The 22,952-nt window shown below is 58.8% G+C and carries 24 protein-coding genes; 13 read left to right on the top strand and 11 right to left on the bottom strand.

What is annotated here, in order from left to right; genetic code table 11:
• Nucleotides 1–3 precede the first annotated feature (3 nt).
• A complete protein-coding gene (locus K1X75_08170) occupies nt 4–1,254 on the bottom strand; it encodes an OmpA family protein (GenBank protein ID MBX7058029.1) in 1,251 nt (416 codons plus the stop codon).
• A gap of 181 nt (nt 1,255–1,435) precedes the next feature.
• Here K1X75_08170 and K1X75_08175 point away from each other — a divergent pair, with 181 nt between their 5' ends.
• Nucleotides 1,436–1,801 carry a VOC family protein gene (locus K1X75_08175; GenBank protein MBX7058030.1) on the top strand — a complete coding sequence of 122 codons (366 nt, stop codon included), beginning with the start codon at nt 1,436–1,438 and terminating at the stop codon, nt 1,799–1,801.
• 59 nt (nt 1,802–1,860) lie between these two features.
• On the opposite strand, the gene K1X75_08180 is transcribed toward K1X75_08175, so the two are convergent.
• On the bottom strand, nt 1,861–2,076 hold the full coding sequence (locus tag K1X75_08180; GenBank protein ID MBX7058031.1) for a hypothetical protein: 216 nt from the start codon (nt 2,074–2,076) through the stop codon (nt 1,861–1,863).
• 34 nt (nt 2,077–2,110) lie between these two features.
• The gene (locus K1X75_08185) at nt 2,111–3,748 is read right to left on the bottom strand and encodes an acyl-CoA/acyl-ACP dehydrogenase (protein MBX7058032.1); all 1,638 of its coding nucleotides are present in this window, start codon (nt 3,746–3,748) and stop codon (nt 2,111–2,113) included.
• A 116-nt stretch (nt 3,749–3,864) separates the two neighbouring features.
• Here K1X75_08185 and hemH point away from each other — a divergent pair, with 116 nt between their 5' ends.
• The 9 genes from hemH to K1X75_08230 all read left to right on the top strand — a co-directional run bounded on the left by hemH (nt 3,865) and on the right by K1X75_08230 (nt 12,463).
• Nucleotides 3,865–4,920, top strand: a complete 1,056-nt coding sequence (gene hemH, locus K1X75_08190) for a ferrochelatase (protein ID MBX7058033.1) — start codon at nt 3,865–3,867, stop codon at nt 4,918–4,920.
• A gap of 140 nt (nt 4,921–5,060) precedes the next feature.
• A complete protein-coding gene (locus K1X75_08195; GenBank protein MBX7058034.1) occupies nt 5,061–6,158 on the top strand; it encodes a septal ring lytic transglycosylase RlpA family protein in 1,098 nt (365 codons plus the stop codon).
• A 238-nt stretch (nt 6,159–6,396) separates the two neighbouring features.
• The gene (locus tag K1X75_08200; protein MBX7058035.1) at nt 6,397–8,271 is read left to right on the top strand and encodes an adenylate/guanylate cyclase domain-containing protein; all 1,875 of its coding nucleotides are present in this window, start codon (nt 6,397–6,399) and stop codon (nt 8,269–8,271) included.
• A 73-nt stretch (nt 8,272–8,344) separates the two neighbouring features.
• The gene (locus K1X75_08205) at nt 8,345–9,493 is read left to right on the top strand and encodes a hypothetical protein (protein MBX7058036.1); all 1,149 of its coding nucleotides are present in this window, start codon (nt 8,345–8,347) and stop codon (nt 9,491–9,493) included.
• Nucleotides 9,494–9,497: 4 nt separating this feature from the next.
• Nucleotides 9,498–10,061 carry a hypothetical protein gene (locus K1X75_08210; GenBank protein ID MBX7058037.1) on the top strand — a complete coding sequence of 188 codons (564 nt, stop codon included), beginning with the start codon at nt 9,498–9,500 and terminating at the stop codon, nt 10,059–10,061.
• Complete coding sequence (locus K1X75_08215) at nt 10,058–10,687, top strand: hypothetical protein (GenBank protein MBX7058038.1); 630 nt, start codon at nt 10,058–10,060, stop codon at nt 10,685–10,687. The genes K1X75_08210 and K1X75_08215 overlap by 4 nt, the downstream gene beginning before the upstream one ends.
• On the top strand, nt 10,684–11,202 hold the full coding sequence (locus K1X75_08220) for a hypothetical protein (protein ID MBX7058039.1): 519 nt from the start codon (nt 10,684–10,686) through the stop codon (nt 11,200–11,202). Before K1X75_08215 ends, K1X75_08220 begins: the two co-directional genes overlap by 4 nt.
• A gap of 79 nt (nt 11,203–11,281) precedes the next feature.
• Complete coding sequence (locus K1X75_08225; protein MBX7058040.1) at nt 11,282–11,752, top strand: hypothetical protein; 471 nt, start codon at nt 11,282–11,284, stop codon at nt 11,750–11,752.
• Nucleotides 11,753–11,827: 75 nt separating this feature from the next.
• A complete protein-coding gene (locus tag K1X75_08230) occupies nt 11,828–12,463 on the top strand; it encodes a hypothetical protein (GenBank protein MBX7058041.1) in 636 nt (211 codons plus the stop codon).
• 21 nt (nt 12,464–12,484) lie between these two features.
• On the opposite strand, the gene K1X75_08235 is transcribed toward K1X75_08230, so the two are convergent.
• The 6 genes from K1X75_08235 to K1X75_08260 all read right to left on the bottom strand — a co-directional run bounded on the left by K1X75_08235 (nt 12,485) and on the right by K1X75_08260 (nt 17,319).
• Nucleotides 12,485–13,042 carry a hypothetical protein gene (locus K1X75_08235; protein MBX7058042.1) on the bottom strand — a complete coding sequence of 186 codons (558 nt, stop codon included), beginning with the start codon at nt 13,040–13,042 and terminating at the stop codon, nt 12,485–12,487.
• Between the two features lie 70 nt (nt 13,043–13,112).
• Nucleotides 13,113–13,826: a histidine phosphatase family protein gene (locus tag K1X75_08240; protein MBX7058043.1), complete on the bottom strand. Its 714-nt coding sequence runs from the start codon at nt 13,824–13,826 to the stop codon at nt 13,113–13,115.
• Nucleotides 13,823–14,221, bottom strand: coding sequence for a hypothetical protein (locus K1X75_08245; GenBank protein MBX7058044.1), 399 nt, complete (start codon nt 14,219–14,221; stop codon nt 13,823–13,825). Before K1X75_08245 ends, K1X75_08240 begins: the two co-directional genes overlap by 4 nt.
• Nucleotides 14,205–15,254 carry a phosphotransferase family protein gene (locus tag K1X75_08250; GenBank protein MBX7058045.1) on the bottom strand — a complete coding sequence of 350 codons (1,050 nt, stop codon included), beginning with the start codon at nt 15,252–15,254 and terminating at the stop codon, nt 14,205–14,207. The genes K1X75_08245 and K1X75_08250 overlap by 17 nt, the downstream gene beginning before the upstream one ends.
• 25 nt (nt 15,255–15,279) lie before the next feature.
• On the bottom strand, nt 15,280–16,455 hold the full coding sequence (locus K1X75_08255) for an acyl-CoA dehydrogenase family protein (protein MBX7058046.1): 1,176 nt from the start codon (nt 16,453–16,455) through the stop codon (nt 15,280–15,282).
• 30 nt (nt 16,456–16,485) lie between these two features.
• Entirely contained in the window at nt 16,486–17,319 is an 834-nt protein-coding gene (locus K1X75_08260) for an SDR family NAD(P)-dependent oxidoreductase (protein MBX7058047.1), read from the bottom strand.
• 106 nt (nt 17,320–17,425) lie between these two features.
• On the opposite strand from K1X75_08260, the gene K1X75_08265 reads away from it, so the two are divergent.
• Nucleotides 17,426–17,815, top strand: coding sequence for a hypothetical protein (locus K1X75_08265; protein MBX7058048.1), 390 nt, complete (start codon nt 17,426–17,428; stop codon nt 17,813–17,815).
• Between the two features lie 32 nt (nt 17,816–17,847).
• Here the strand turns inward: K1X75_08265 and K1X75_08270 are convergent, their stop codons facing one another.
• A complete protein-coding gene (locus tag K1X75_08270; GenBank protein MBX7058049.1) occupies nt 17,848–18,657 on the bottom strand; it encodes a hypothetical protein in 810 nt (269 codons plus the stop codon).
• A gap of 186 nt (nt 18,658–18,843) precedes the next feature.
• On the opposite strand from K1X75_08270, the gene K1X75_08275 reads away from it, so the two are divergent.
• Nucleotides 18,844–20,106 carry a 1-acyl-sn-glycerol-3-phosphate acyltransferase gene (locus K1X75_08275; protein ID MBX7058050.1) on the top strand — a complete coding sequence of 421 codons (1,263 nt, stop codon included), beginning with the start codon at nt 18,844–18,846 and terminating at the stop codon, nt 20,104–20,106.
• A gap of 36 nt (nt 20,107–20,142) precedes the next feature.
• Here K1X75_08275 and K1X75_08280 read toward each other — a convergent pair whose 3' ends face one another.
• On the bottom strand, nt 20,143–20,910 hold the full coding sequence (locus tag K1X75_08280; protein MBX7058051.1) for a DUF374 domain-containing protein: 768 nt from the start codon (nt 20,908–20,910) through the stop codon (nt 20,143–20,145).
• 173 nt (nt 20,911–21,083) lie between these two features.
• Here K1X75_08280 and thrS point away from each other — a divergent pair, with 173 nt between their 5' ends.
• Complete coding sequence (thrS, locus tag K1X75_08285) at nt 21,084–22,919, top strand: threonine--tRNA ligase (GenBank protein ID MBX7058052.1); 1,836 nt, start codon at nt 21,084–21,086, stop codon at nt 22,917–22,919.
• Nucleotides 22,920–22,952: the final 33 nt, after the last annotated feature.

The raw sequence follows: 22,952 nt of genomic DNA on the forward strand, positions 1-22,952 counted from the left end.
GGATCAATCGGTTACGATCAGCACTTCGACCCGACGGTTGCGCTGCCGACCTTCCGGCGTCGAATTGGAGGCCGCGGGCTGTGTTTCGCCATAGCCACGGTAGGAAAGTCGGCGCGGATCTACGTTGAATTCCTGCTGCAGTGCACGCACCACAGAGCGCGCCCTGCCTTCGGAGAGACGCAGATTGTAGTCGGCGTTGCCCGTCGAGTCAGTGTGGCCGCTGATTCGGACCTCGCGATCGCTGTAGCGTTGGAGGGCCTCAGCAATGCGCGCCAGACTTTGCCGCGCCTGCGGACTCAACTGCGCGCTGTTGTGATCAAATAGAATGTCGCTCAGCTCCAGAGTAACACCCTCGTCGCCGGCGCGCACTTGAATGTCTTCTCCGGCGCCCTGCAGTCCGGCGCGGATCTCATCGGCGATTCGGCTGCGCTCCTCGTTTGTGGCAGTGCGCGACTTTTTCCACCAACTATCAATGCTGAAATGGAACTCTTGAACGCTGCCATCGATCATATGAAAGCTATAAACCAATCGATTGGCGTCAAACACGGGGGTTCCGGCGGCTACATCAAACCAGAGCTGGCAGGCTGATACGCCAGTCACGCTGCGCACTCCCGGCAAATTGGATGGCGCACTGTAACTGTATTGGTAGGCAATGCGATCCAGCTGACGTACAGCGCCATCCGGCATGGTCAATGGGGCCTGGCCCAGATACTGGTATTCAGCCTCAACCGGGACGCTCATGCGTCGCGAGCTGATATCCAGCACTTCCATCGCCGGCGCAGTCCAGCGTTCGCCCGGCTGCAAGGCGCGATCAGGAAAGCCGGGCAGGCTGCGCAAGTTTGGCATCGTATAGGCGTCGGCTACGCGATACTGCCCATTGACGCCAATGATGAATTTGCTATGAAAGTCGCGATCGCGACGAAACTCTCCGGTCTGCCGCGGTTCGCGACTGTAGGTGACGAAGTCGCCCTCCAGCGAGGCATCGCCGTTTTCGGCGCGCTCCAGAACGCGCAGAACGATGCGATTCTTCTCTTCTCTGGAGATCCAGTTGAAGCCATCAAATATGCGGATATACTGGTATTTGTCGACGCTCAACGTGTCGCCGGGATCAAGTTTGAATTGAAATAAGCGCGCCTCGCCATCCGGCGCAGACCCGTCGCCTGCGCTCTGGGCGCGAGCTGAACCGGAGGCCAGGCTGAGGAGGGCCAGGCACAGGCTGCTTTGCAGCAGGCGTCGGAGAATACGACGGTTCATGTATCCTACTTCGACGAAAAATCGCCGGGCTTGAGAGTCGGCCGGCGGCATCCTTGCCCGCCTGTAATGGCTCTGCTGTGCAGCGCTACATAAATCAGTTGCCCCTGGCGCCCAGGATGCCAAATCTGACCCTCCGTGCGGCGACCTGGCGTTGCTGCTGGAGCGCAAGGAAAGGACCGGTATGATACTTCTCGAAGGACTGCACCACATCTCGCTTGGCAGTTCAGATCTTGATCGCGCAATTGCTTTCTACCAGGACGTGCTTGATTTCGACCTTGCGGAGCGCAGCGACAAATTTGCTCTGCTGCACCTGGACCCGTTTTACGTTCGACTGAACCTGATCAGCGGCTACCGCGCGGCAGTGAAGAATCCGGGCGAAACCAGCCTGGCTTTCATTCTTGATGTGGATGATTTTACCAACGCCATCGCGGAGCTGGAAGAAAAAAGTATCGAGATTATCAAAGGACCGATTGCCATCGACGGCGGAGAGTCGCTGCTGATTTCCGATCCGGACGGTCACCTGATCGAGCTTTTCTACAACGAGTAAGGGGCAGGGGATGGGGCGGCGCCTCTGTTTCGCGCCGCGCCGATCCCCGCTGTAGCGTCTCAGGCCTGCATGTTGATGGTGTTGCCCAGCAGCTGGTAGCGCTGCACGCCGTCGGTCGGTTTCAGCGCTTGTGACTGTGATCTGGACTCCTCAGCCTGACGGTTTGTCTGGTCGGATCCCGGCAAGGCCGCCGGATTCTCCGTCAGCTTGACGCGCGGCGTTTCGTACGCCGCTGCTTTCTTCAGACCAACTTCCGCACCAATTCTCATCTCCATTGGGTCCTCCTGTTTGGCCGCCTGCCTATCTATCTCAGCGCGCCACCGGCGCTGCCTGGTTCAAAAGATCTCGCGCGCATACGCGCAAAGCCATGACTTCCTCGGCGCCCTCGAAGATCGAGAAGACGCGCGCGTCCACGAAGTAGCGCGATACCGCATATTCTTCGGCATAGCCCATGCCGCCGTGGATCTGCATCGCTTCGCGTGCAACCCATTCGGAAATGCGCGAAGCGTAGAACTTGATCAGCGTCGCTTCCATCTGACCCTTGTGATCGTCCATCAAGCGGGCGACATGCAGGCTGTACTGGCGCGAGCATTGCACGATCATTGCCATGCGCGCAATCTTCCATTTGGTCATCTGGTAGTGCATAATTTCGCGACCAAACACCTTGCGTTCGCTGGCGTAGCGGCAGGCAGCTTCCAGCGAAGCTTGCATGACGCCGTTGGCGCGCGCCGCAGTCTGAACGCGACCGCCGGCAAAACCCGCCATCTGCAAATAGAATCCCTGGCCTCGGCCCTTTTCGCCGCCGATCAGATTTTCGTCCGGTACAAAGTAGTTATCAAAGTTCACTTCAAAGCTGTGCATTCCGCGGTAGCCAATGGTAGGAATGGCGCTGCCCTCGATCTTACCGCCCTTGTCCTGCTTGAACTCAAACTTGTGCCCCTTATCCCGCGGCTTTTCCGCCAGCAAAATGGACAGACCCTTGTGCTTCAGCCCCAGATCCTTTTCGGTCCGGGCCAGGACCAGCACCACATCGGAATAGCCGGCAAAGGTGCACCAGGTTTTGACGCCGTTGATCAACCAGCCGCCTTCCACTTTGTCAGCGGCCACTTTCATGCCAGCGACATCGGAGCCAAAATTGGGCTCGGTTACGGCGATGGAGTTGATGCGCTCGCCTGCCGCCAGAGCGGGCAGCCACTTTTGCTTCTGTTCGTCCGTCCCGCCTTTCAGCAGCGCTTTGCTCAGGATTTCGGGCCGGGTGATCAGCGATCCGGCAATCGATAGTCCGCCGCGTGATAGCTCCTCGGTTACCAGCATCATACCGGTGTTGCCGTAGTCGTCCAGGAATCCGCCGTACTGACCTGGAATGGTGATGCCAAAGGCCCCCATTTCGACCAGACCGTTGAGAATCTCATCGGGAACGAAATCGTCGTGGCGGTGGACGTGCTCGGCGCGTGGCGCGACGACCTCGTCGGCAAATTGCCGGAAGGTATCGCGCAGCGTTGTCTGGTCTTCGTTCAGACCGCTGAGCCCAAAGTTTCCCTTCAGCGCTTCCTCGGCCAGTTGATTGTAGCGCTCCGCTTTTTGCGCTTCCTGGATCACTCGGTTGTTTTCGGCGCTGAAAAGATCATTGAGCTCGCCGTCGCTGATTCCATATTCCTGCTGCCGTCCGGCAAGCTCGCCGCGCAGGCGATTCAAGGCCTCGCCGGCAAAGATCAGCGCCATGTCCTGTTCTACAGCGCCGCCCTGCGACCAGGCATAGTCGCCCATATAGTTGGCAATGTTGCTTTCCGCAGTGTGATAAGCGAGGTTATAGTGGATGACCTGATTCTCATCCATTTTTGCAACGGAGATCTGACCGTTATCCAGCGATCGTTCGGCAAGATTGTTGGTAACTTGCTTGAGAGTTTGAGACAGCTTTTCATTCAGCCTGGAGACAACATCTTTCATGACTGGAGCAGGCTGGCCGCAAACGGGCCTTGTGGCCAGCGAAAAACCGCCGCCCTTGCGCATCCCTGTCGCCTTTCCAGCACGACAGGGGCTGCTGCTTGCATTGCCCTGTCCGTATGCAGAAAACCGGACTCCTGCTGGTTAATGTTGGTTCCCCGGCGCGACCGGAGAGCGGCGCCGTGCGGCGCTACCTGCGACAATTCCTGGGCGATCGCCGCGTGCTTGATTTGCCGACTGTGCTCCGCTGGTTGCTTCTGGAAGCAATCATACTGCCTTTTCGGCCGCGCCGTTCGGCCCGCGCCTACCGCGAGATCTGGATGCAGGAAGGCTCGCCATTGATTGAATACAGCCGGCGATTTGCTGAAGCCTTGCAGGAACGCCTGAAGGAGCAGGAACGACAGGATGTAGTCGTTGCTCTGGCCATGCGCTACGGCCGTCCCTCGATTGCAGAGGCCCTGGAAAAATTGCGCCAGGCAAAGGCGACGCAGCTGCTCGTCGCGCCCATGTATCCGCAATATGCCGCGGCCACAACCGCTTCGTCGCTTGACGAAGTGTTTCGCATATTGCAAAGCGAGTGGGATATTCCGACGCTGCACACGCTGCCGCCATTTTTTGATGCGGAGCAGTTTATTGAACCCTATGCTCGACGCCTGCGGCTATTGCATCAAGAATTGCAGCAACGCGGGGCGCCGGCCGATCTTACGCTCTTTTCTTTTCATGGACTCCCCGAGCGCCAGATCAAGCGCTCTGATTATGCCGGCCAGTGTCGTTTTGATGAGAGCTGCTGCTCGCACAGCGGCGCACATAACGCGCGCTGCTATCGAGCGCAGTGCTTTGCGACGGCTCGCGCCATGGCACAGCAAGCGGGCATCGCCGCCGACAAATACCGCGTATCGTTTCAGTCCCGGCTTGGGCGCACGCCCTGGATTGCCCCGTACACGGATGAGCTCATTGTGCAGCTGGCGCGCGAGGGCTGCCGCTCGCTGGCGGCAGTTTCGCCTTCGTTTACTGCCGATTGCCTGGAGACGCTGGAAGAGCTGGCGATGCGCGGCGCGGCCAGCTTTCGCCAGCACGGCGGGCGTGATTTTCATTATCTGGCCTGCCCCAATGATGATCCAAACTGGGTGAGCGGCTTTCTGGCGCTCTCGCTTGCCGCCAGCAACGTCGTCTGATCCAGCAGCCGCAAACTGCAGCAAGGCTCTTCCCGCCGCTGACGCACTCTGGCCGCTGGCGCCAGCGGTCCGGCCAAAAATGAAACTGATTCAGTGCGGCTCGCCGATAATATAGCGGGGCGAACCCGGAGTCATAGAATATGAAGATTGGCAAACAACTGCGATGTACTTTGACCGTAGCAGCCGCGCTCCTGGCAAGCGCCTGCAGCACGACAACGATCCAGACCGGCGGCGCACAGTACGCTGGCCAGAGCTATGCCGATTCAGAGCGCAGTCCGGGCGATCCTGAGTCGCGATTTTTCAACGAACTCAGCGATCAAGATGCGGCCTTTGCCGGCAACCCGCAGCTGGCCGCTGCAGATTGCAATTGCCAGCAGCGTGCGCCGGACGGCGCGGAGCGCAGCCTTGCGGAAAGGCCGGCAGATAATACGGATAGCTCGCGGAGCGCAGCGTCAGTCGAGCAGCATCCCGACACAACGGCAGCCAACAGCGAAGTTCAGGGCGGCCAGGATTCCTTCTTTTCTCAGACCACCGGCGCCGTTTCGGGGGGCGCGGGCGCGCTTCCTGCCGCTTCCGCTGGCGATGCGCCGCAGTATGGCGACTATTCGCAAACCGGAGTGGCTTCTTGGTACGGGCGCGACTTTGATGGAAAGCCAACTGCCAGCGGCGAACTCTTTGACAGTCGTAAACTAACCGCGGCGCATCGAAGCATACCCCTGGGCAGCATCGTACTGGTGCGCAACCTATCGAACAACAAGGAAGTCCTGGTGACGGTCAACGATCGCGGCCCCTTCGTCGAGGGGCGCGTTCTGGATTTGAGCGAATACGGAGCGGAGCTGCTTGGCTACAAGGAGCAGGGTCTGGCGCGCGTTGGCATTCGTGTCGTCCGCGTCGGTCAGGGGCAAACACGCAGCGACGGCGCGACCCACGCCTTTTTTGGCGCCGGACAGGAAGCGACGCCGCCTTCCGCCCAGGAACTGCATGCCGCCGAGGTGCGCGACGAAATGGCCATGGCGCGCTTCTATTCGGTTCAGGTAGGGCTATTTGCCGATCTGCGCAATGCCCGCAATATGGAGCGCTTTTTGCAGAGCTATGGGCAGCCGATTCAGGTGCTGCGTCGCGGCGAACAATATGTCGTAAAAGTGGGGCAGTTTCGCGAACGAGAGCAGGCTGAGCAGCTCAAGGGGCAGCTGGGCGCCGAGGGCTACAGCGCCTTTATCAGCGGGCCGATCCAGTAGTTCGCGGCTTCATCAGTTTGCCAGCCTTGCAAGCGGGCCGCATCCAATTGGGGACGCGGCCTTTTTCTTTTTCGATGCGCGGTCAAATGGCGCATTCTTCCGTCTGATTCAAAAAAACAATTGCGTCGTCAGTTTGTAAGGCGGCAATCAAGCGCAGCGCGGCTGCGTAAGTTTCTGGAAGGATCAGGGAAGGGGGCCCCGATTTTCCAGTGCAAATCATTTGTACAAGGCAGAGTTCATGCGCGTTCCATTTGCACTCAAAATTGGCGGGGCCATGTCGATTCTGGCCCTGTTCATCAGCGGCGCCAGCGTCTTCTTCATCTATACTCAGGCCCGCGAGCTGACGCTCACATTGATTGGTTCCCGGCTGAAGGACCTTGGCGGCGCCGGCGTATATTTGTTCACGCCTGAAGATCGACGTCAGCTGAAGCTGCTGCGCGATGAGATCTATGCCCAGGGGCGCTATGCCGAGCTGGGTCAGCAGATCGAGAAGTTGGGCGAAGAGGACAAACTGCCAGTACTGGACCAGGCGCGGCAGGATAGTCTGATGGCCAGTGCAGGTTTTCAGCACATTGTTCAGCTGCTGCGCCAGGTACGTCAGGGATCAGATCGTCACCTTCGACCCTACGGCGAGCTGCCCATCCGCGAGGAAATCCTGGCCCAGGCTGGCCGCAGCAATCGCAAGGCGCCCTCTGTCGCCTACGCCTACATCTACGTGCCGGCGCCAGGCGAACTTGGCAAAAAGTACATCATCTATGTTGCAGACGGAGACTATCTGCCCTATGACGCCAACCACGACGGCGATTTTGAAGATGAAGCCGACTACGAAGGCAATCCGACCGGCAATCTGGTCCTGCGCCCAACGGCGGAGATGCAGCAGGCCTACGACAATCGGCAACCGGTAGCCGGCCGCGAGTGGGACACGGACGCATGGGGTACATGGCTATCCGGCTACGTCCCGATTCTTGATGAAGATGGCTCAGTCATCGCCGTGCTGGGCATGGACTACGATGTGCGCAGCGAGGCCAATAAGGTCGCCTTTATCCGTAATATGAGCATCGGCGTCGTTGTCGTCGCCCTGCTGCTGGCAGTGGCTCTTTCCATGCTTCTGGCCCGCTGGATCACCCGTCCGGTCAACGCGCTGGCCTCGGGCGCCGAACGCGTAGCGCAACGCGATTTTTCGACGCAAGTCGTTGTCTCCTCGAGCGATGAACTTGGCGTGCTGGCGGGCGCCTTTAACAATATGGTCGGCGAGATTCGTGAGTATTCGCAAAACATGGAGGCCTTGAATAGCGCCTTTGAACGCTTTGTGCCCAAGGAATTCCTGCAGCAGATTGGACAGGAAAACGTAGTGGGCGTGCGCCTGGGCGATCAGGTGCAGCGCGAGATGACGATTCTCTTTTCCGATATCCGCAGCTTTACTACTCTGTCAGAGGCAATGACGCCGAAAGAGAACTTTGATTTTCTCAATGGATACCTTGGCCGTGTAAGCCCGCTGATTCGCAGCAATCATGGTTTTATTGATAAGTATATCGGCGACGCAATTATGGCGCTCTTTCCGCGCCGCGTCGATGATGCTGTTGAAAATGCCATCCAGATGCTGGCACAGGTAGCGGACTACAATGCCAGGCGAGCAGAGCAGGGACAGGCGGCTATCCGCATTGGCGTCGGCCTACATACCGGGAACCTGATGCTGGGTACGATTGGCGAAGAGCGCCGCATGGAGGGTACTGTCATTTCCGACGCTGTCAATCTGGCCTCGCGCCTGGAAGGGCTGACCAAGAATTTTGGGGCCAGCATATTGATTTCGGAAAGCAGTTTGCAGAAGCTCAACAATCCGGCCGGCGTACTTTCGCGCTGCCTGGGCAAGGTGCGAGTCAAAGGCAAAACCGAGCCAGTGCTGGTCTATGAGATTTACAATGGCGACAGCGCCGAGCAAATTGATCTCAAAAATGCGGCGCTGGGTCCATTTTCCGAGGCGCTGGCCTTGTTTCAGCGTGGAAAGCTGGGCGACGCCGGACTGGTCTTCCAGGAAATACTGGGCAAGAATCCCGCCGACCGGGCGGCGGCCGCTTACCTGCAACGCTGCCAGCGGCGCGCTGTACTTTCCTGAAGCCCGACGGCGGACTGCAGGGCCGTCGCCAATTGATGGTTGACGCCGGGAGCGCGGCGATGCCAATTCTGGCATGAATTGTAAGCGCGGCCGCGCGCCTTTTCTTACGCTATTTTTGCTTGCTGCGGCCTGCAGCGGAGAGCCTGCAGCGCCCGCCTTTGCTGAGGATTCGGTGCGTGTGATCGATGTGGCTGCTGAAAATCGCGCCTACGTCACCGACCCGCTCTGGATTGCGCCAGCCGGTCAAATTTTTGCCGTGGACATTGCGCAGCAAAACTTCCTTGGCATGATCGACACCGGTTACATGCCCGCCTTTGCTATTGCACCGGATCATTCGTCGCTCTATGTTGCGGAGACTTTCTTTTCCCGCGGTTCGCGCGGCGAACAGACGGATGTACTGACGGTTTACGATGCTCGAACGCTGCTTCCGGGCGACGAGATCAAATTGCCTCCGGGGCGCTTTCTTACCGCCGGCAAGAAGGAGCGCCTGACGATCACGCCGGACGGCCGGACCTTGCTTTTGTTCCATTTGACCACAGATCAGTCGGTGACGGCAATCGATGTACGCGGGCGTCGAGTATCCGGACAGACAGATACGCATGGCTGCACCCTGACCTATCCGGGAAAGAACAATCATTTCGCTATGATCTGCACCGATGGCAGCATGCTTTCAGTGCATGTGAATGACGGCGATTTTGAACGCGTCCATACGCGCAAGTTCTTCGATCCAGATCGCGATCCGTTGATGGACCAGGCAGCTTTTGATCGCGCGGCTTCCACTGTTTATTTTGTTTCTTACGATGGCGTGATCTACGCCGCCACAATTGGCGACGAGAGCATTGATTTCCCTGCGCAGTGGACGGCTATCAGTGCTGCAGATCGCGCCCAGGGTTGGCGAGCGGGAGGCGCTCAGATGCTGGCCGTTTCCGGCGCAATCAATCGGCTCTACCTGCTGGTGCACCGCGGCGGTCGATTCACACACAAGGAGGCAGGGACCGAAGTCTGGATCTACGACCTTGCACAACGCAAGCGATTGCAGCGACTGACCTTGCCGCAGCCAGTAGACAGTATCGCTATTTCGGCCGGCGCCGCTCCGCGATTGCTGGCGCTGAGTTCCGACGAAGCCGCGCTTCATATCTATGACGCCCGTACATTGCGTCCGCTGGGCGCCATGGAGGAAATGGGCTACGGTCCATCCTTGATTATGGTGCACGGAGACTGATTCTATGCCGGCATCCATTGCAGCCTTCGCCATCTGCTTGCATGCGGCGGTTTTTTGGGCCAGCGCGTGGAGCAAGGTCCGCCGTCCGCGCGAATTCCGCCTGGCCGTGGAGGCTTATGGCTTGCTGCCGCCAGCGCTGGCGCCTGCGCTTTCGGTGCTGGTCATTGGCGGCGAGATTGTTGCCGCTGGCAATTTGACGCTTTCAGCAATGCTGGCGCTCAGCGCCGCGCCGCCCGAGGGGATGCTGCCCCTTTTGTACTATCTGGGCGCAGCGACCGGCGGCCTGCTGCTATTGATTTTCACTCTGTCCATTGGCTTCAACCTCTGGCGCGGCAGAAACTTTATCGATTGCGGCTGCTATCCCGGGGCGCAACGCGATCCCATTGGCGCCTTTCACATTGTCCGCAATTGCCTGCTGCTTATGTTGCTGGCGCCCGTCGCCCTCGCGCCCATCTCGCTTTCGATTCTGGATCTGGTGCAGGGACTGGCCGGGGCGCTGGTCAGCATACTATTGTATCTGGCAGCGATGCAACTGCGGCGCAACTGGCGCGCACTGGAGCTTGCATGATCATTGCCCTTTTGATTTCGCAGGCGCTGCTCTGGATTTTGCTTGGCGTCCTTGCCTTTACGGCGCTGGCGCTGGCCCGTCAGATTGGCGTACTTCACGAGCGAATTGCTCCCGCTGGCGCTCTATCAACGCGGGGCGGCCCGCAAGGCGGTCAGCCAGCGCCGGCTATCAGCGGGCAGCATCCTGACGGCGCGGCAGTAGAGTGGCAGTGGCCTCTACGCGCCGGTCAGAGTGAGCTCTTGCTCTTTGTCTCGCCGGAGTGTCCGCTGTGCAAGGAGATCCTTCCGGTAGCCAAACGGCTGGCCGCTCAGGAGCGCAATCTGCGCCTCCTGCTGGTTGGCGAAGGGCGCCTTGAAGAATACCGAGATCTGGCCCGACTGTTCAAGATCGATGAGGCTTCCGTCTGTCTGTCGAACATGGCGGCGACGCAATACCAGGTTGGCAAGCTGCCGCATGCCGTGTTGATCGACGGCGAGGGGCGCTTCGTTGCCGGCGGTCTGAGTAATACGCGCGAACACCTCGATAGCCTGCTGAATGCGCGCGACCATGGTTCGCCGTCGATTCAGGAGTATTTGCAGAAGCATAACGGCCAGCGCGAACTGAGCGCAGGGGGATTGGATCGATGAGCTCCACAGCACTGGATCGACTTCTGGAGAAGCTGACGCGACAGAGCGCTCGACGCAGCTCCCGTCGCAGTTTTCTGGGCGGATTGGGCGCCTGGCTTACCGGTGCGGCTGTTCTGCCCTTGCTACCTTTTGATCGGCGCGGCTATACTGAGGCGCGGGCGGAGGGAGGCGCGGCGCAGGATGACAGCGATTGCTCCTACTGGCGCTACTGCTCCATCGACGGCAATCTCTGCACCTGCTGCGGCGGAGGGACCGGCGATTGTCCGCCAGGCACAAGCAAGTCTCCCACGGCATGGATTGGCAGCTGCTTGAATCCGCAAGACCAGCAACTCTATTTGATTCATTATCATGACTGCTGTGGACGAAGCAACTGTGACCGTTGTTTCTGTCACAAGACCGAGGGCGAGATGCCGATCTACCGTCAAGGATTGAACAGCGAAATCATCTGGTGCTTTGGCGCTCGGAACATGGTCTACAACTGTACAGGGGCCGTAGTGCTTGGCAAGGCTGGCTGAACACCGGGGGCAGGTCATAAGCCGGGCTGTCCTTGCCGCAGCCTTTCGCTGGACGCTCAGGCGAAGGCTGCAGCTCCTCTTGCCTGCCCTCTGCCTCTTGCACTGCAGCCCCGACCCGGCGGATCGCTTGCTGGCCGTCTGCCATGATTGCAGCAAGATTGAAGCAGAATCCTTTGAAGCCTTGAGCCCGGCTGCGGCCGACTATTCGCGTCAGTGTCGAGGCTGCCATCGTTCCGATGGATTTGGCGCGCCTCCATTTTCGCCGCCGCTCACCGGCGCGATGGGACTCTTCCTGCATGTGCCCGGCGGGCGCGAATATCTTGTTCAGGTACCGGGCGTTGCTCATGCGCCAGTAGACAGTAAACGACTGGCGGCCCTCTTGAACTATGCTCTGGAGCGTTACAGCAGGCGCGAGATTCCTCCGGATTTTAAGCCCTATGAGGCGGAGGAGGTGGCCCGGCTGCGGGCCAGTCCGCTGCAGGATGTCAGGCCAGTCCGTCGACAGTTGATTGTAGCCATGGAACGGCGTGGATTGCTTGAAGCGCGCTGATTGAGGCGCGAGGCGGAGCGCTCGAAACCGCCAAAATCACCTTGACCCTGCGGCCTGGCGCCCTCAGTACCCGCTATGCTCGCTGCTGAACGCGCCGCCTGGGAATTGCACAACGAGAAGAACAAGGCAAATGTCCGCTGGCTTCTGTTGCTTTTGATTGGCGGGTATTTGCTGTATCTCCTGCGCACCAATCAGGCCGAGGAGGTCGGCGCCAATCGCCTCTTCAACGGATACTTCATCGCCGAACTGATTGGCGGAATGAGCCTGGTAAACGCGCTGGTCGGAATCTTACTGACCCGTGTGCGCCGCGGCCGCATGGCAATGCCCGCCTGGTTGAAGTACTTCACGATGATCGTCGATCTTAGCGCCGTCAGCATTGTTCTGGCGCCTACCGGCGGAAGCAACAGCATGTTCTTCGTCGTCTACTTTGTGATTCTGGTTTCCAATAGCTTGCGCTATGGTATGCGTTTGGCGCTGCTCGGTCTGTTTGTCTTCAACGCCATGTACTTTGGGATACTGCTCTACCAGTACTATCCGGAATTGCACCCGCCGCGCTTCCACGCCGAGCTGCTCAAGATTTCCGGCGTCTGGATCGTCGGCCTATATACGGGCTACGTAGCCCGTCGCTTCTCGATACTTCAGGGCGAAGTGCACCGCTACGAACAACTGACTGCACGCTTGATGGTGCCGCGCCGCGGCGATGAGGGCTGAGCTTCGCGCAAGGCTTCTCAATCAGGGCGCCGCTGTGTTCGCCGTATCGGGAGCGGCGCCGCTGCCTGGTCGGAAACTGTCGACAATAGCCCGCAAATCGGCCTCGTAGCGACTTCGGTTCTCTTTCAGCGTCCAGCAGGCTAGAAATACATAGCGCTGCGGCAATTCGTAGGCTGTAAACAATTGCCAGACTTCGGCGTTGTTGCGTCGCAGGCTCCCGTAGGACTCGCGTTGTAGAGTCTTGATTCCGCTGCGCAATGCCGGCCGATCATCGCTGCTGGTCCGCGTAATCAGGTGCTCTTCGTAGGGGCTGGCTTGCTGATCGAGAAATGCATCCAGTTTGCGCGGCGTATCGGCCGTCTGTCGATCCACATCAAGTGCAATGACATACACTTCACGACGCGCGTTTTCATATTGCAACGGCGCCCGGGAGTGCAGGTCCGCGACCGCATCCAGATAGCCGGGAACGGAGAAGGCATAGAGGTTGGAAACTGGCGCATTCTGGAGCGGCGTATCGCAGGCCGTCGAAAAAAAACAGAACAGGGCTAGCGGCAGGGTGAACAGGGCCGTTCGGGACATGGAAGTTCAAGGTGTCGTCGGGGGCCTGGGCGTCGATCGTGTTCATGTTCCGGCGAAAAAAAAAGCTGCATCACAGTTGGGACAGCAGACCTTCTTCGCTCAGAAAGCTGCTCACATTCCAGCTTTGTACGGTCCATCGCTCGCCGTTGGCTTCAAAGATACTCAGACAGGCATTGGATAGCTGGGCCATGATTGCCAGGCTTTGCTCAATATCGAGCGCTGTGGCCTTGCCAATCAACAAGGCGATAGGCACGCCGCTGCTAATGGCCAGGACATTCCTCGCAGGCAGCGCCGCGATACGGGCTGGCGCTTGCAACACCCGATTGTGAAATTCAGCAAAGCTTTCGATGGGCGCCTCCTGCAGGCGTCCAGCGATCCAGCCGCGGAGCGTAGTCTCCAGAACCGGTAGATAGGCTTGCCTGGCCTGCGAATCTTCCTTGCGCAGGTTGCTCAGCCACCGGTCAAACTGATCGCGAAATTGAGCATCCTCACGACGCAGGATTTCACCCGCCGCCAACCAGACGCGAGGGGAGACCTCATCCAGCTCTGGCAGTTCCTGTCGCAGAGCAGGAGACTGGCGCAGCTCTTCCAGCGCCAGTTGCAGCGTTTGCTGCTGTCGCGGCAAAGTGCCACAGACGGCTGCGTCAAAGACCAAACCCTGTCGGCTCAGGTGGCGCCCAAGCGCCCTTGCCTGAAGGCGGCCGCGCTCCGTCAGCGTATTGTATTTTACGCCGCCAGCCTGGCCATGGCGCGCCAGGTAAATGGTCTGGCCGCCGCTGTTCATGACTCTTGCGAGAATCGCGGATTGGAAATACTCAGTTTTTCGGAAACGGTGCGACGAACGTGGTCGGCTACGGCGCGATTCTCAAATCCAATTTTTTCCGTGCGAATTTTCTGGGCCAGCTGACGATTGAGGCGGCGTAGCAGGCTCATCTTTTCCATTCCGGTCTCTGGCCGCTGAAGACCATCCGCGCCAAGCAAAGCGATCAGTCGTCCCAGCTCGCTATTCAGCGAATCCTCGCCGCTTCGAGCTTCGCGAGCAAGAACGCCCAGCATGTTCCAGCTGACCAGGGTCTTGAAGGAAAGCAACTCCTGATCCTTGACGCGCGGCATGATATCCTTCATCAAGAATTCCTGAATTGCCTCCAGCAATTCGGCCGCATCAGGACGATTCTGCATTTTCAATCAACCTCAGTATTTCGTATTCCATTTCACCGGTGCGGCGACCAATTGCAGCCAGCTCAATGCCGCGATCCTTTCCGCTCAAGTGGCGTTCAGCCTGCTGCGCGGAGCCTACCGCCCAGCGCAGATTGCCCATGATCTCCCAGAACCGTACTCGCTCCGGATCCACGGCAATGCCCGATGATTGCTGGTAGGCGCGATAAAATTCATCGCGGTCGGCAAAGCCGCCTACCTCTTTGTTGTTCTTTCCAAAGCGCCAGTCGCGCAGGCAGAGCCAGCTGATATCCTCGTGGCGATCGCCCCAGTGTGCGAACTCCCAGTCGACGATGCCCTGCAATCCATCGGGACTGATCATGAAATTGCCAGTGCGAAAATCGCCATGCACCAAAGCCGGCTGCTCGGTACCGGGCGCGCGCGATTCCATCCAGTTCAGGGCCAGCTCCAGAGAGGGATAAGCGTCCGGCAGCCCGTCCAGCGATTGGCGCATGATCGAGCAGGCATCCAGGGCAATGCTATTTCCGCGTGGCGCTGGACCTTCTCCCAAACTTTGCTTCAAATTAGCGCTGGCATTTTGGGGCGTAATGCTATGCAGGCGCGCCAGATTGGCGGCAAGATCGGCAGCCAGTTGCGGTCGCACCTTTGCCAGCTCCCGATCTTTGACCACATAACGACCTGTTGCCCGCCCCCCAATGCGTTGCATAAAGTAAAAGGGACGTCCTATTGCCTCCCGCGTTGTTTCCAGCCAGTAAGGACGCGGCGTCTTGACCCCGGCGTCAAAGGCTGCCTCTGCGACACGGTACTCATCCGCACGGCTGAGGCTGGCCAGAAGCGCAGCGCCCTTGTCCGTCCGTAACACCAGCCGATGACTGCCCGCCTCGGGACCGCCCTGGATATCGACATCGATCAAGTAGTTGTCCTGGCAGGCGCCGCCCGAAAGCGAACGCAAATTCTGGACGGTAGCCGGCGACTGCAGACGTTCAGAGAGATAGCGTTCCAGTTGGCTTTGTAATTCGACAAGCGCAGCATCCATAGTACGAGCCTTCCTGCTCCCTGACCTAAAAGGCGAATTTACCGCTTACCAGGTTTCGGCCAATGACCATTTTGTGAACTTCCGAGGGCCCATCGGCCAGGCGCGCAGCGCGTCCGTCGCGATAGAAAAGCTCCAGCGGCAGATCGCGGCTGTATCCGCGGCCGCCGCAAATCTGAATCGCCGTATCGACGCAACGACAGAGCGTTTCACTTACATGCCACTTGGCCATACTGATTTCCTGCCGGGCGTCCATTCCGTTCTGAATCAACCACGCCGACTTCAGAGTCAACAGCCAGCCAGTTTCAATTTCCAGGGCGCACTGCGCAAACATCCACTGGATCCCCTGGTGTTCGCTGAGTTTCAGATTGAAGGCGCTGCGATCACGAGCATATTCGCGGGCAATTTCCATGGACCTTCGCGACAATCCGATCCAGCGCATGCAATGCGTCAAACGCGCCGGTCCCAGACGCTCCTGGCTGAGTCGGAATCCCTCGCCAATCTTGCCCAGCATCATTGTTTCTGGGACGATCACGTTTTCAAACTTCAGTTCGCAGTGGCCGCCCGGGCCATGCGAGCCCATCACATCTATTTCGCGAACCATCGTATACCCGGGCGCATCAGTTGGCACCAGAAAGAGCGATGATTTGCGGAAGCTCTGATTGACCCGCGAAAAAACAATGAGAAAGGCCGCGCCATTGGCGCCAGTGCAGTACCACTTTTGCCCATTCAACACGAAATGATCGCCCTGTTTTTCGGCATTGGTTTGCAGTAACTGCGGGTCCGAACCGGCGCCCGGCGCAGGTTCAGTCATCGCAAAGCCGCTGCGAATCTCGCCGCGTACCAGCGGCTCCAGAAATCGGCTGCGTTGCTCGGCGCTGGCCGCGAGGTGCAGGAGATGCATGTTGCCTTCGTCCGGGGCGTCGCAATTGCACATGAAGGGCGCAATAGGCGACCGACCAAGCTCGCTAAAGAGAACAGAAGTGCCGATTAGATCCAGACCCAGGCCGCCCTGGTCCCGCGGCAAATGCGGCGTCCACAATCCGCGCTTGCGGGCTTCATTGCGTAGCTGTCCGCTGACGGTCGCCGGCATCCGACCGTCGGCGTAGCTGTAGTGTTTTTCTGCAGGGATACAGACCTCATCTACAAAGGAGCGCGCTTTTGCGCGCAGGTCTTCGACCTCGGGGCTCAAAGTAAAATCCATGTTGTTCCTGCCTGGCTACCGTTGAAGTTTCTAGACTTGTAGAGAGAGTTCATCCCGGGCCGCGAACTGCGGACCCAGGTCTGGCGCCCGGTTTTCTTCCCACTGCCAGTCGCCTATGACCGAAACAATCGGGCCCTTCATTGTTCCGGTGAGGATAGCCAGCAGCGCGCGCTCCAGATCGGCCGCATCGGTCGGACGATGAGGCGTTGCAAAGCGATCGCCATAGGCTCGCTTTTCCGCCTCAAAAGCAAAATCGAAGAAGAACTCGCTGAATTTCTTCCCCGATGCAGATTGCTCCTCGCCCAATGCGCGCAACTCGGCATGAGGCGTATCGCGCAGCCGACGCTGGATCAGAAGGCTGATGCCGCGGGTAGCAGGGCTGCGGAAGGTGCCGGCGCGAATGCAGGCGTATTGTTCGGGATGACGCTCGCAAGCCAGCTCCAGCGCAAGCTTGGCGTATGCCATGCCGCCGTAGGCCGCCTGAGAATGGGGCAGCCAGAAAAATGCTGAGTAGCCAATGGTCTTACGCGGCCGCAGCGATTCAGTCAACAATTTCATTGGATCAAAGGAGAATGCCAGAGCAGCGCGCGCATCGGCGACGGTCGCTGTGCGGATGGGAAAGCCAACCGGGCCAAAGGCCGGGGTGAAGATCAACTGGTCGATCTGGCGACCGCCCACTGCATCCATCACGCGCTGTGGCGCGTCGGCCTGATTCAGGTCGATGCCGGCAAGGACGCTGGCGCCTTCGATGGCCTCGGAGCGCGAAGTTGTGGTCAGGATTTCGGCATCCGCATTCAGCGTTCGGAGGGCGCGGATCGCACTCTGCCCGGCTTCGCTACGGCCGCCAACAACCAGATGAACCATTCGACCAGCGGACGAAACAAGCGGCCCTACTGTAAAGCGCATTCAGCGGAATTGCGATTGCGCCTTCCGCAGTCCCGGTCGTAGCCTGACAACGAGGCACGAATTCTTGAATCCATCGGCAACGCCGCCAGAATCGGAATCGCCAGAAGAGGCGCAATTGCGCCGCGATTTTCGACGCGGTAATATCAACTTCGACTTTCTGCAGCCGGAGGGCGAAGCGCAGGCAGTTGCTTCGCAAGCGGAGCCCTTTGTGGAGCGCCGTGGCGCTCAACGGGAAGGGAAGCGCGGCTTGTTCAATCGCGGCCGTTCGCCGCGCCCGATTACACGCTGGCACTTCTTTGGTTGGGGCGCAAGTCTGGCGCTCTCCATCGGGCTTGGACTGTGGATTGTCATCTGGCGTCCGTCGCTCCTCTGGTATTTGCTATTGCCGATGGTTATGGCCGGCGGATTCTGGAGTCTGATTATGCTGGCGCTCTTCAAGGCCCGTCCGCGCTAAGCCTTGATGGATCCAAAGCGCCCCCGGTCTGACTACTGCGGCGCCGTCTGACCTTGAGCGACGCTGCTGGCCAGCCGACCGTTGGAATCGGCAATCTCTACGGCGAAACGACGTTCGAGTTCCTCGCGTTTAGCCGGAGCATCTTGTAAAGCAAGCAAGGCATGGATGGCAAATAGCCTGCCCAGGCGCAAGTGATCCAGTGCGATATCATAGTTGCTGTCGCGTTCCAGGGACTCCGCAGCGTTCAATTCGCCGTAGGCGTTTTGAAGGTGATGACGGGCGCGACTGATTTCGTTGGAGTTGGGGAAGTCCTGGCCAGCTTGCGGCGGACTGCTGGCCTGCGCCAGCAGATGACGCTCGCCGCTGGCTATGGCCAGCGCTGCTTCGTTCAAGATATCATCGCTCTGCTTGCGAAAGAGCTCCGTTGATTTCTTGTAGAGTGCGAGCGATTCCTTGCGCGCCTCGTCGAGCTTTTGCAACGCTTCTATGTAGCGACGGCGGTAGTGCAGGGCCATACCCTCGGTATGCAGCGTCTGGATCTTTTCCAGCGATTGCCGCCCTCCCTCCAGACGCGCGCCAAAGTTGTGCACCAGAACGTCCAGGCGCGCAGTATCATGGCTTAGAATTGCATTGAGCCGCTGATTGCGTTCTGAGGCAATGTGCAGGTCCAGATAGCTTGGGCTTTCCTGCTCCTCCGAGCCGGCGGGCTTCTCCTGTTGTGCGGCGGGAGAGGAGGGAGCGGGCGCTCCGGAGGTTTCATCAGGGGCCTGGCTGCTTTGCGAAAACAAAGCGGTCCAGCCAAAGGCCAAGACTGCTCCGGCGATGCTGTTCCGTAGCTTCATTGATCCGCTCCTCGCCGACCGGCAGTCGACGCCTGGTGACTCAGTTTCTACACTTCGGTTCTGACGCTCAACGAACTTTAGCGGATCGAAAAAAAAAGGGGAACTGGCGACGACGCGGCCATCGATTGGCGGGCGCCCTGGCATTTTCTTTTTGACCGGAAAGGCGGCCTGAGTCTTGATCTGGACGTGTCCGAGCCGCGCGCCTTCATTCCGCCCGAATTTCACCTCCCCACCGCCTGGGCTCTGGATGCAGCCCTGCCGGCAATCATGAAGGCGGCCCTGAATCTTGATGCCATCGACATCAGCAGAGAAGACCGACGGCTGTTGCGCACCTTGCGCCATGGTCGGCTGCTGTATATGAGCAACCATCCTTCAACCGTCGAACCGCCGGTGGCCTATGCCGTTGCCAATGCCATGGGTTCGCGTTTCCACTACATGGCTTCCAGAGTGGTTTTCAACTGGTATGGCGGCATCCTGGGCGAAATCATCCGACGACTGGGCGCCTTCTCGGTGCTGGCCGGGGCCGGCGACCGTGAATCAATTCGAACAGCGCGTCGTATCCTGGCTGCGCCCGATGGCAAATTGGTCATATATCCAGAAGGCATGATGAGCGGAGAGAATGACAATCTGCTGACCTTCATGCCCGGGGCGATGCAACTTGCCTTCTGGGGCCTCGAGGATGCGCGCAAGACTTCGCCGGCGGCTGACATCCCCGTGCTTTGCGCGTTTGTGAAGTACTTGATGAGCGCTTCGCCGCGTCAGCAGCTTCAGGAAATTGAAGAATCGCTGCGACGCCTGGAATTCCGGCTGGGGATCGATCCCGGCGGCAAAGGATTGCTGCGCAGATTTCTCACCATCGGCCGCGTTTTGCTGGAACAATCCGAACGCGAATACCATATACCGATGGCATCGGAAACGGACTACGAGTATCGCGTCGGTCGCGCACGCCACGCGGCATTGAATGCAGCCGCCGAGACCCTGGGCATCGAACTGGATGTGCGCGAGGACGCCCTGGGAAAAATGCGCGCGCTATTTGCTGCAGTCGAATCGATGGAGGCCGGTTTCCCGGGGGCCCTGAAACACCGCCCGGATTCGGCGCGACTGGAGGAAGCGCGGCGACATATGGAGCGCGCCTACACCTTTCTGGTTGTGCGGCGCGAATACCTGCTTTCGCGACCGACGGCGGAGCGCTGCTACGAATGGCTGACGCGCTTTGAAACAGTCGTCCACGGCGAAAGTAAGCCGCGTCCTAGACGGGCTCGCCTGCTGCTGGCTCGCCCTTTCTACATAGGCGACTACTACGAAGCCTACAAGGAAAACAGGCGCCACGGAATGGCGCTGGCCATGGAGCGCGTGCGCAGGGAGCTGGAAAACCTGATGGCCCGCGGCGCGCTGCTCAGCGAGCCAATTGTTCCGGCTTACCAGATCGAGGCCGAGTTCCGTCAGTAATCGCCACGACAACCTCAAAGGAATCTTCTATACAGTTCAACTGTTTCCGGCCATGGCGGCGCCACGATTGGGTCCCAGTCGACGCTCGCTGCGATGGCCCATAGCCAGATCGGTAGCCCGAAAACAAAGGGCGTCCAGTCGATCTTCCATCAGTCTGGTTTGCCTGGCCTGTGCATCATCGCTGGTATCGCTCTCCGGATAGATGGGTTCGCCAACGGTCATGGCGACGCGCGAAAAAGGCAAAGGCAGGGCAAAGTCATCCCAGTTGGGTCCTACCACCCGCCGGGAGAAGCCGAAACCTACGGGTACTACCGCGGCGTCGGCCTTGCGGGCCATGTAGATGACGCCTGGTTTGGCTTCATAGATCGGGCCGTGCGGTCCGTCCGGGGCGACCATAGCTGGCGCGCCATCGCGAATGGCCTTGATGAAATTGATCACACCTTGCGATTGTTTGCCCAGCGAGGCATCCAGAACATCGAAGCCAAAGCTGCGCAACACTTTCAGTCCGATCTCCCGCGTATAGTGGGTGAAGCTGCGCTCGTATTCAGCAGTGCGGGGATGGTCTGAATATATGAATATATTGCGATGATGCAGGGCAAAGATTGCCGCATCCACGAAAGTATGCCAGACAGCAAATATATGATTCTTGCGCCGGGCGCGCAGCAAACGCAGATGATCGTCGCCCTCCACAACGAAATCGAGAGTTGATTGATAGACGCTCAACAGGAAGCTGGAAAAAGCGGCCAACAAATTCGTGGAATGGATATAGCCGAAGCGCTTGATTCTGTTTCTGGGCAAACCCACCGCTGCTTCTCCCTGCCCGAATTCGGGCTGTAGCGAATTTGCCTAACGTCGCATTCGCCCGCTGCGGAAGGCAAGAGTTTTCCAGCAAACAACCCGCACCGGGCTGCGCTTCAATTTTCCATTTCCCCTGCAGCCTGACCCTGGTAGGCTGACCGAAGAAGAGGGTCCGGCCAATGGCCAACGAGAAAAAGTCAAAAGGGGACGCGAAGAAGTTTCCCATTTCAACCATGCGGCATAGCGCCGCCCACGTGATGGCTCAGGCCATCGCTGAGAAATACCCTGACGCTCAATTTGCTATCGGACCGGAGGTTGACAACGGCTTCTACTACGACGTCATCACCGAACCGGCTATCGCGGCCGAAGACCTTGCCGATATCGAAAAGCGGATGCGTCGTATCGTAAAGGCGCGTCAGCCCTTTGAGCGCTTCCATTTGCCTTACGATGAAGCGCTGCAATATCTGCGAGCTTGCGGGCAGACCTTCAAAGAAGAAATGGCCCGTGATTTTCACGAAAAGGCAGGCCTGCAGGAACTATCCTTCTACAAGAACATCCAGGCGCGCAAGGCGGATGGCGAAGAGTCGGCCTTTGTCGACATGTGCGATGGACCGCATGTAGACCATACCGGGCAGATTGGCGCTTTCAAGCTTTCCAGCGTCGCCGGCGCCTACTGGCGCGGCGATAGCAATCGGGCGATGCTGACGCGCATCTACGGCTGGCTCTTTGAGACGGAGGAGGAACTCAAAGCCTACGGGAAAATGATCGAGGAGGCGCGTAAACGCGACCATCGTCGTCTGGGCCAGGATCTGGAATTGTTTACCACTTCTGAGAAAATCGGTCCGGGAATGATTCTATGGCTGCCGCGCGGCAACATTGTGAAGGAAGAACTGGAACGCTGGGCCAAGGATACGGAGGAGGCCAGCGGCTATCAGCGGGTTACCACGCCAGTGCTCACCAAAGAAGAGCTCTTCTACACCAGCGAACATCTGCCGCACTACAAGGAGCACATGTTCCCGGCCATGGAGCTGGACAATACGCGCTACTATATCAAGCCGATGAATTGTCCGTTCCACCACACGATCTTCGCCGATCGCCCGCGCAGTTATCGTGAACTGCCGCTGCGCCTGGCCGAGTACGGATTGTGCCACCGCTACGAAGATTCGGGATCGCTCTTTGGTACGATGCGCGTGCGCGCCATGTGGATGAACGACGCCCACATCTATTGCACTGAAGATCAGGCTGTGGCCGAATTCAAGAAGGTCATCGAACTGCACGAGCATTTCTACAAGCAGCTGGGCATCCATGAGTACTATATGGTTCTCTCGCTGCGCAATCCAGCGAACAACAAGTACCACGGCGAAGAGCAAATGTGGGCCAAAGCCGAGGCCCTGACGCGTCAGGCAATGGAAGAGTCTGGCGTCAAATTCACTGTGGAGCAGGATGGGGCGGCCTTTTACGGCCCCAAGATGGATTTTCAGATCAAGAGTTCCATTGGCCGGGAATTTACCGCCTCCACCTGCCAGCTGGACCTTTTCATGCCGATGAAGTTCGAGCTAAGGTACGTGGATCGCGATGGACAGCTGAAGCAGCCGGTCTGCATCCACCGCAGCCCGCTGGGTACGCATGAGCGCTTTATCGGCTTCTTGATTGAGCATTTTGCCGGCGCCTTTCCGCTATGGCTGGCGCCGGAACAGGTGCGCATCCTGCCGGTGGGCGAGAATTACTCGGAATATGCACACACTCTGGCCGACGCGTTGCGCAAGAATCGCATCCGCGTGCAGGTCGATGATTCCGGGGAAACGCTGGGCAAGCGGATTCGCAATGCCGAAAAAATGAAAATCAACTACATGCTGGTGGCGGGCGAAAAGGAGCAAAGCGCCGGTGTGCTCAATGCGCGTAACTACTTCAGCGGCCAGCAGCAGGAATACGATCTGGACGCCTTCATTCGCTTGCTACGCGCCGAAATCGACGGGAAGGAAATCCAGCGGCGCACCAAGGACAAACAGGACTGAGCCCGGCGCCGCGCTGCCGCGGCGCTCGCTGGC

The sequence above is a fragment of the Leptospirales bacterium genome, from assembly GCA_019694655.1.
Taxonomy (GTDB): domain Bacteria; phylum Spirochaetota; class Leptospiria; order Leptospirales; family Leptonemataceae; genus SSF53.

Bases quoted from the DNA above. Each gene is read 5' to 3' on its own strand.
- K1X75_08250 (MBX7058045.1), bottom strand. From the start codon at position 15,254: ATGGATGCTGCGCTTGTCGAATTACAAAGCCAACTGGAACGCTATCTC.
- K1X75_08170 (MBX7058029.1), bottom strand. From the start codon at position 1,254: ATGAACCGTCGTATTCTCCGACGCCTGCTGCAAAGCAGCCTGTGCCTG.
- K1X75_08180 (MBX7058031.1), bottom strand. From the start codon at position 2,076: ATGGAGATGAGAATTGGTGCGGAAGTTGGTCTGAAGAAAGCAGCGGCG.
- K1X75_08245 (MBX7058044.1), bottom strand. From the start codon at position 14,221: ATGCAGAATCGTCCTGATGCGGCCGAATTGCTGGAGGCAATTCAGGAA.
- K1X75_08200 (MBX7058035.1), top strand. From the start codon at position 6,397: ATGCGCGTTCCATTTGCACTCAAAATTGGCGGGGCCATGTCGATTCTG.
- K1X75_08185 (MBX7058032.1), bottom strand. From the start codon at position 3,748: ATGAAAGATGTTGTCTCCAGGCTGAATGAAAAGCTGTCTCAAACTCTC.
- K1X75_08215 (MBX7058038.1), top strand. From the start codon at position 10,058: ATGATCATTGCCCTTTTGATTTCGCAGGCGCTGCTCTGGATTTTGCTT.
- K1X75_08230 (MBX7058041.1), top strand. From the start codon at position 11,828: ATGCTCGCTGCTGAACGCGCCGCCTGGGAATTGCACAACGAGAAGAAC.
- hemH (MBX7058033.1), top strand. From the start codon at position 3,865: ATGCAGAAAACCGGACTCCTGCTGGTTAATGTTGGTTCCCCGGCGCGA.
- K1X75_08205 (MBX7058036.1), top strand. From the start codon at position 8,345: ATGAATTGTAAGCGCGGCCGCGCGCCTTTTCTTACGCTATTTTTGCTT.
- K1X75_08255 (MBX7058046.1), bottom strand. From the start codon at position 16,455: ATGGATTTTACTTTGAGCCCCGAGGTCGAAGACCTGCGCGCAAAAGCG.
- thrS (MBX7058052.1), top strand. From the start codon at position 21,084: ATGGCCAACGAGAAAAAGTCAAAAGGGGACGCGAAGAAGTTTCCCATT.
- K1X75_08270 (MBX7058049.1), bottom strand. From the start codon at position 18,657: ATGAAGCTACGGAACAGCATCGCCGGAGCAGTCTTGGCCTTTGGCTGG.
- K1X75_08220 (MBX7058039.1), top strand. From the start codon at position 10,684: ATGAGCTCCACAGCACTGGATCGACTTCTGGAGAAGCTGACGCGACAG.
- K1X75_08175 (MBX7058030.1), top strand. From the start codon at position 1,436: ATGATACTTCTCGAAGGACTGCACCACATCTCGCTTGGCAGTTCAGAT.
- K1X75_08235 (MBX7058042.1), bottom strand. From the start codon at position 13,042: ATGTCCCGAACGGCCCTGTTCACCCTGCCGCTAGCCCTGTTCTGTTTT.
- K1X75_08210 (MBX7058037.1), top strand. From the start codon at position 9,498: ATGCCGGCATCCATTGCAGCCTTCGCCATCTGCTTGCATGCGGCGGTT.
- K1X75_08240 (MBX7058043.1), bottom strand. From the start codon at position 13,826: ATGAACAGCGGCGGCCAGACCATTTACCTGGCGCGCCATGGCCAGGCT.
- K1X75_08260 (MBX7058047.1), bottom strand. From the start codon at position 17,319: ATGGTTCATCTGGTTGTTGGCGGCCGTAGCGAAGCCGGGCAGAGTGCG.
- K1X75_08195 (MBX7058034.1), top strand. From the start codon at position 5,061: ATGAAGATTGGCAAACAACTGCGATGTACTTTGACCGTAGCAGCCGCG.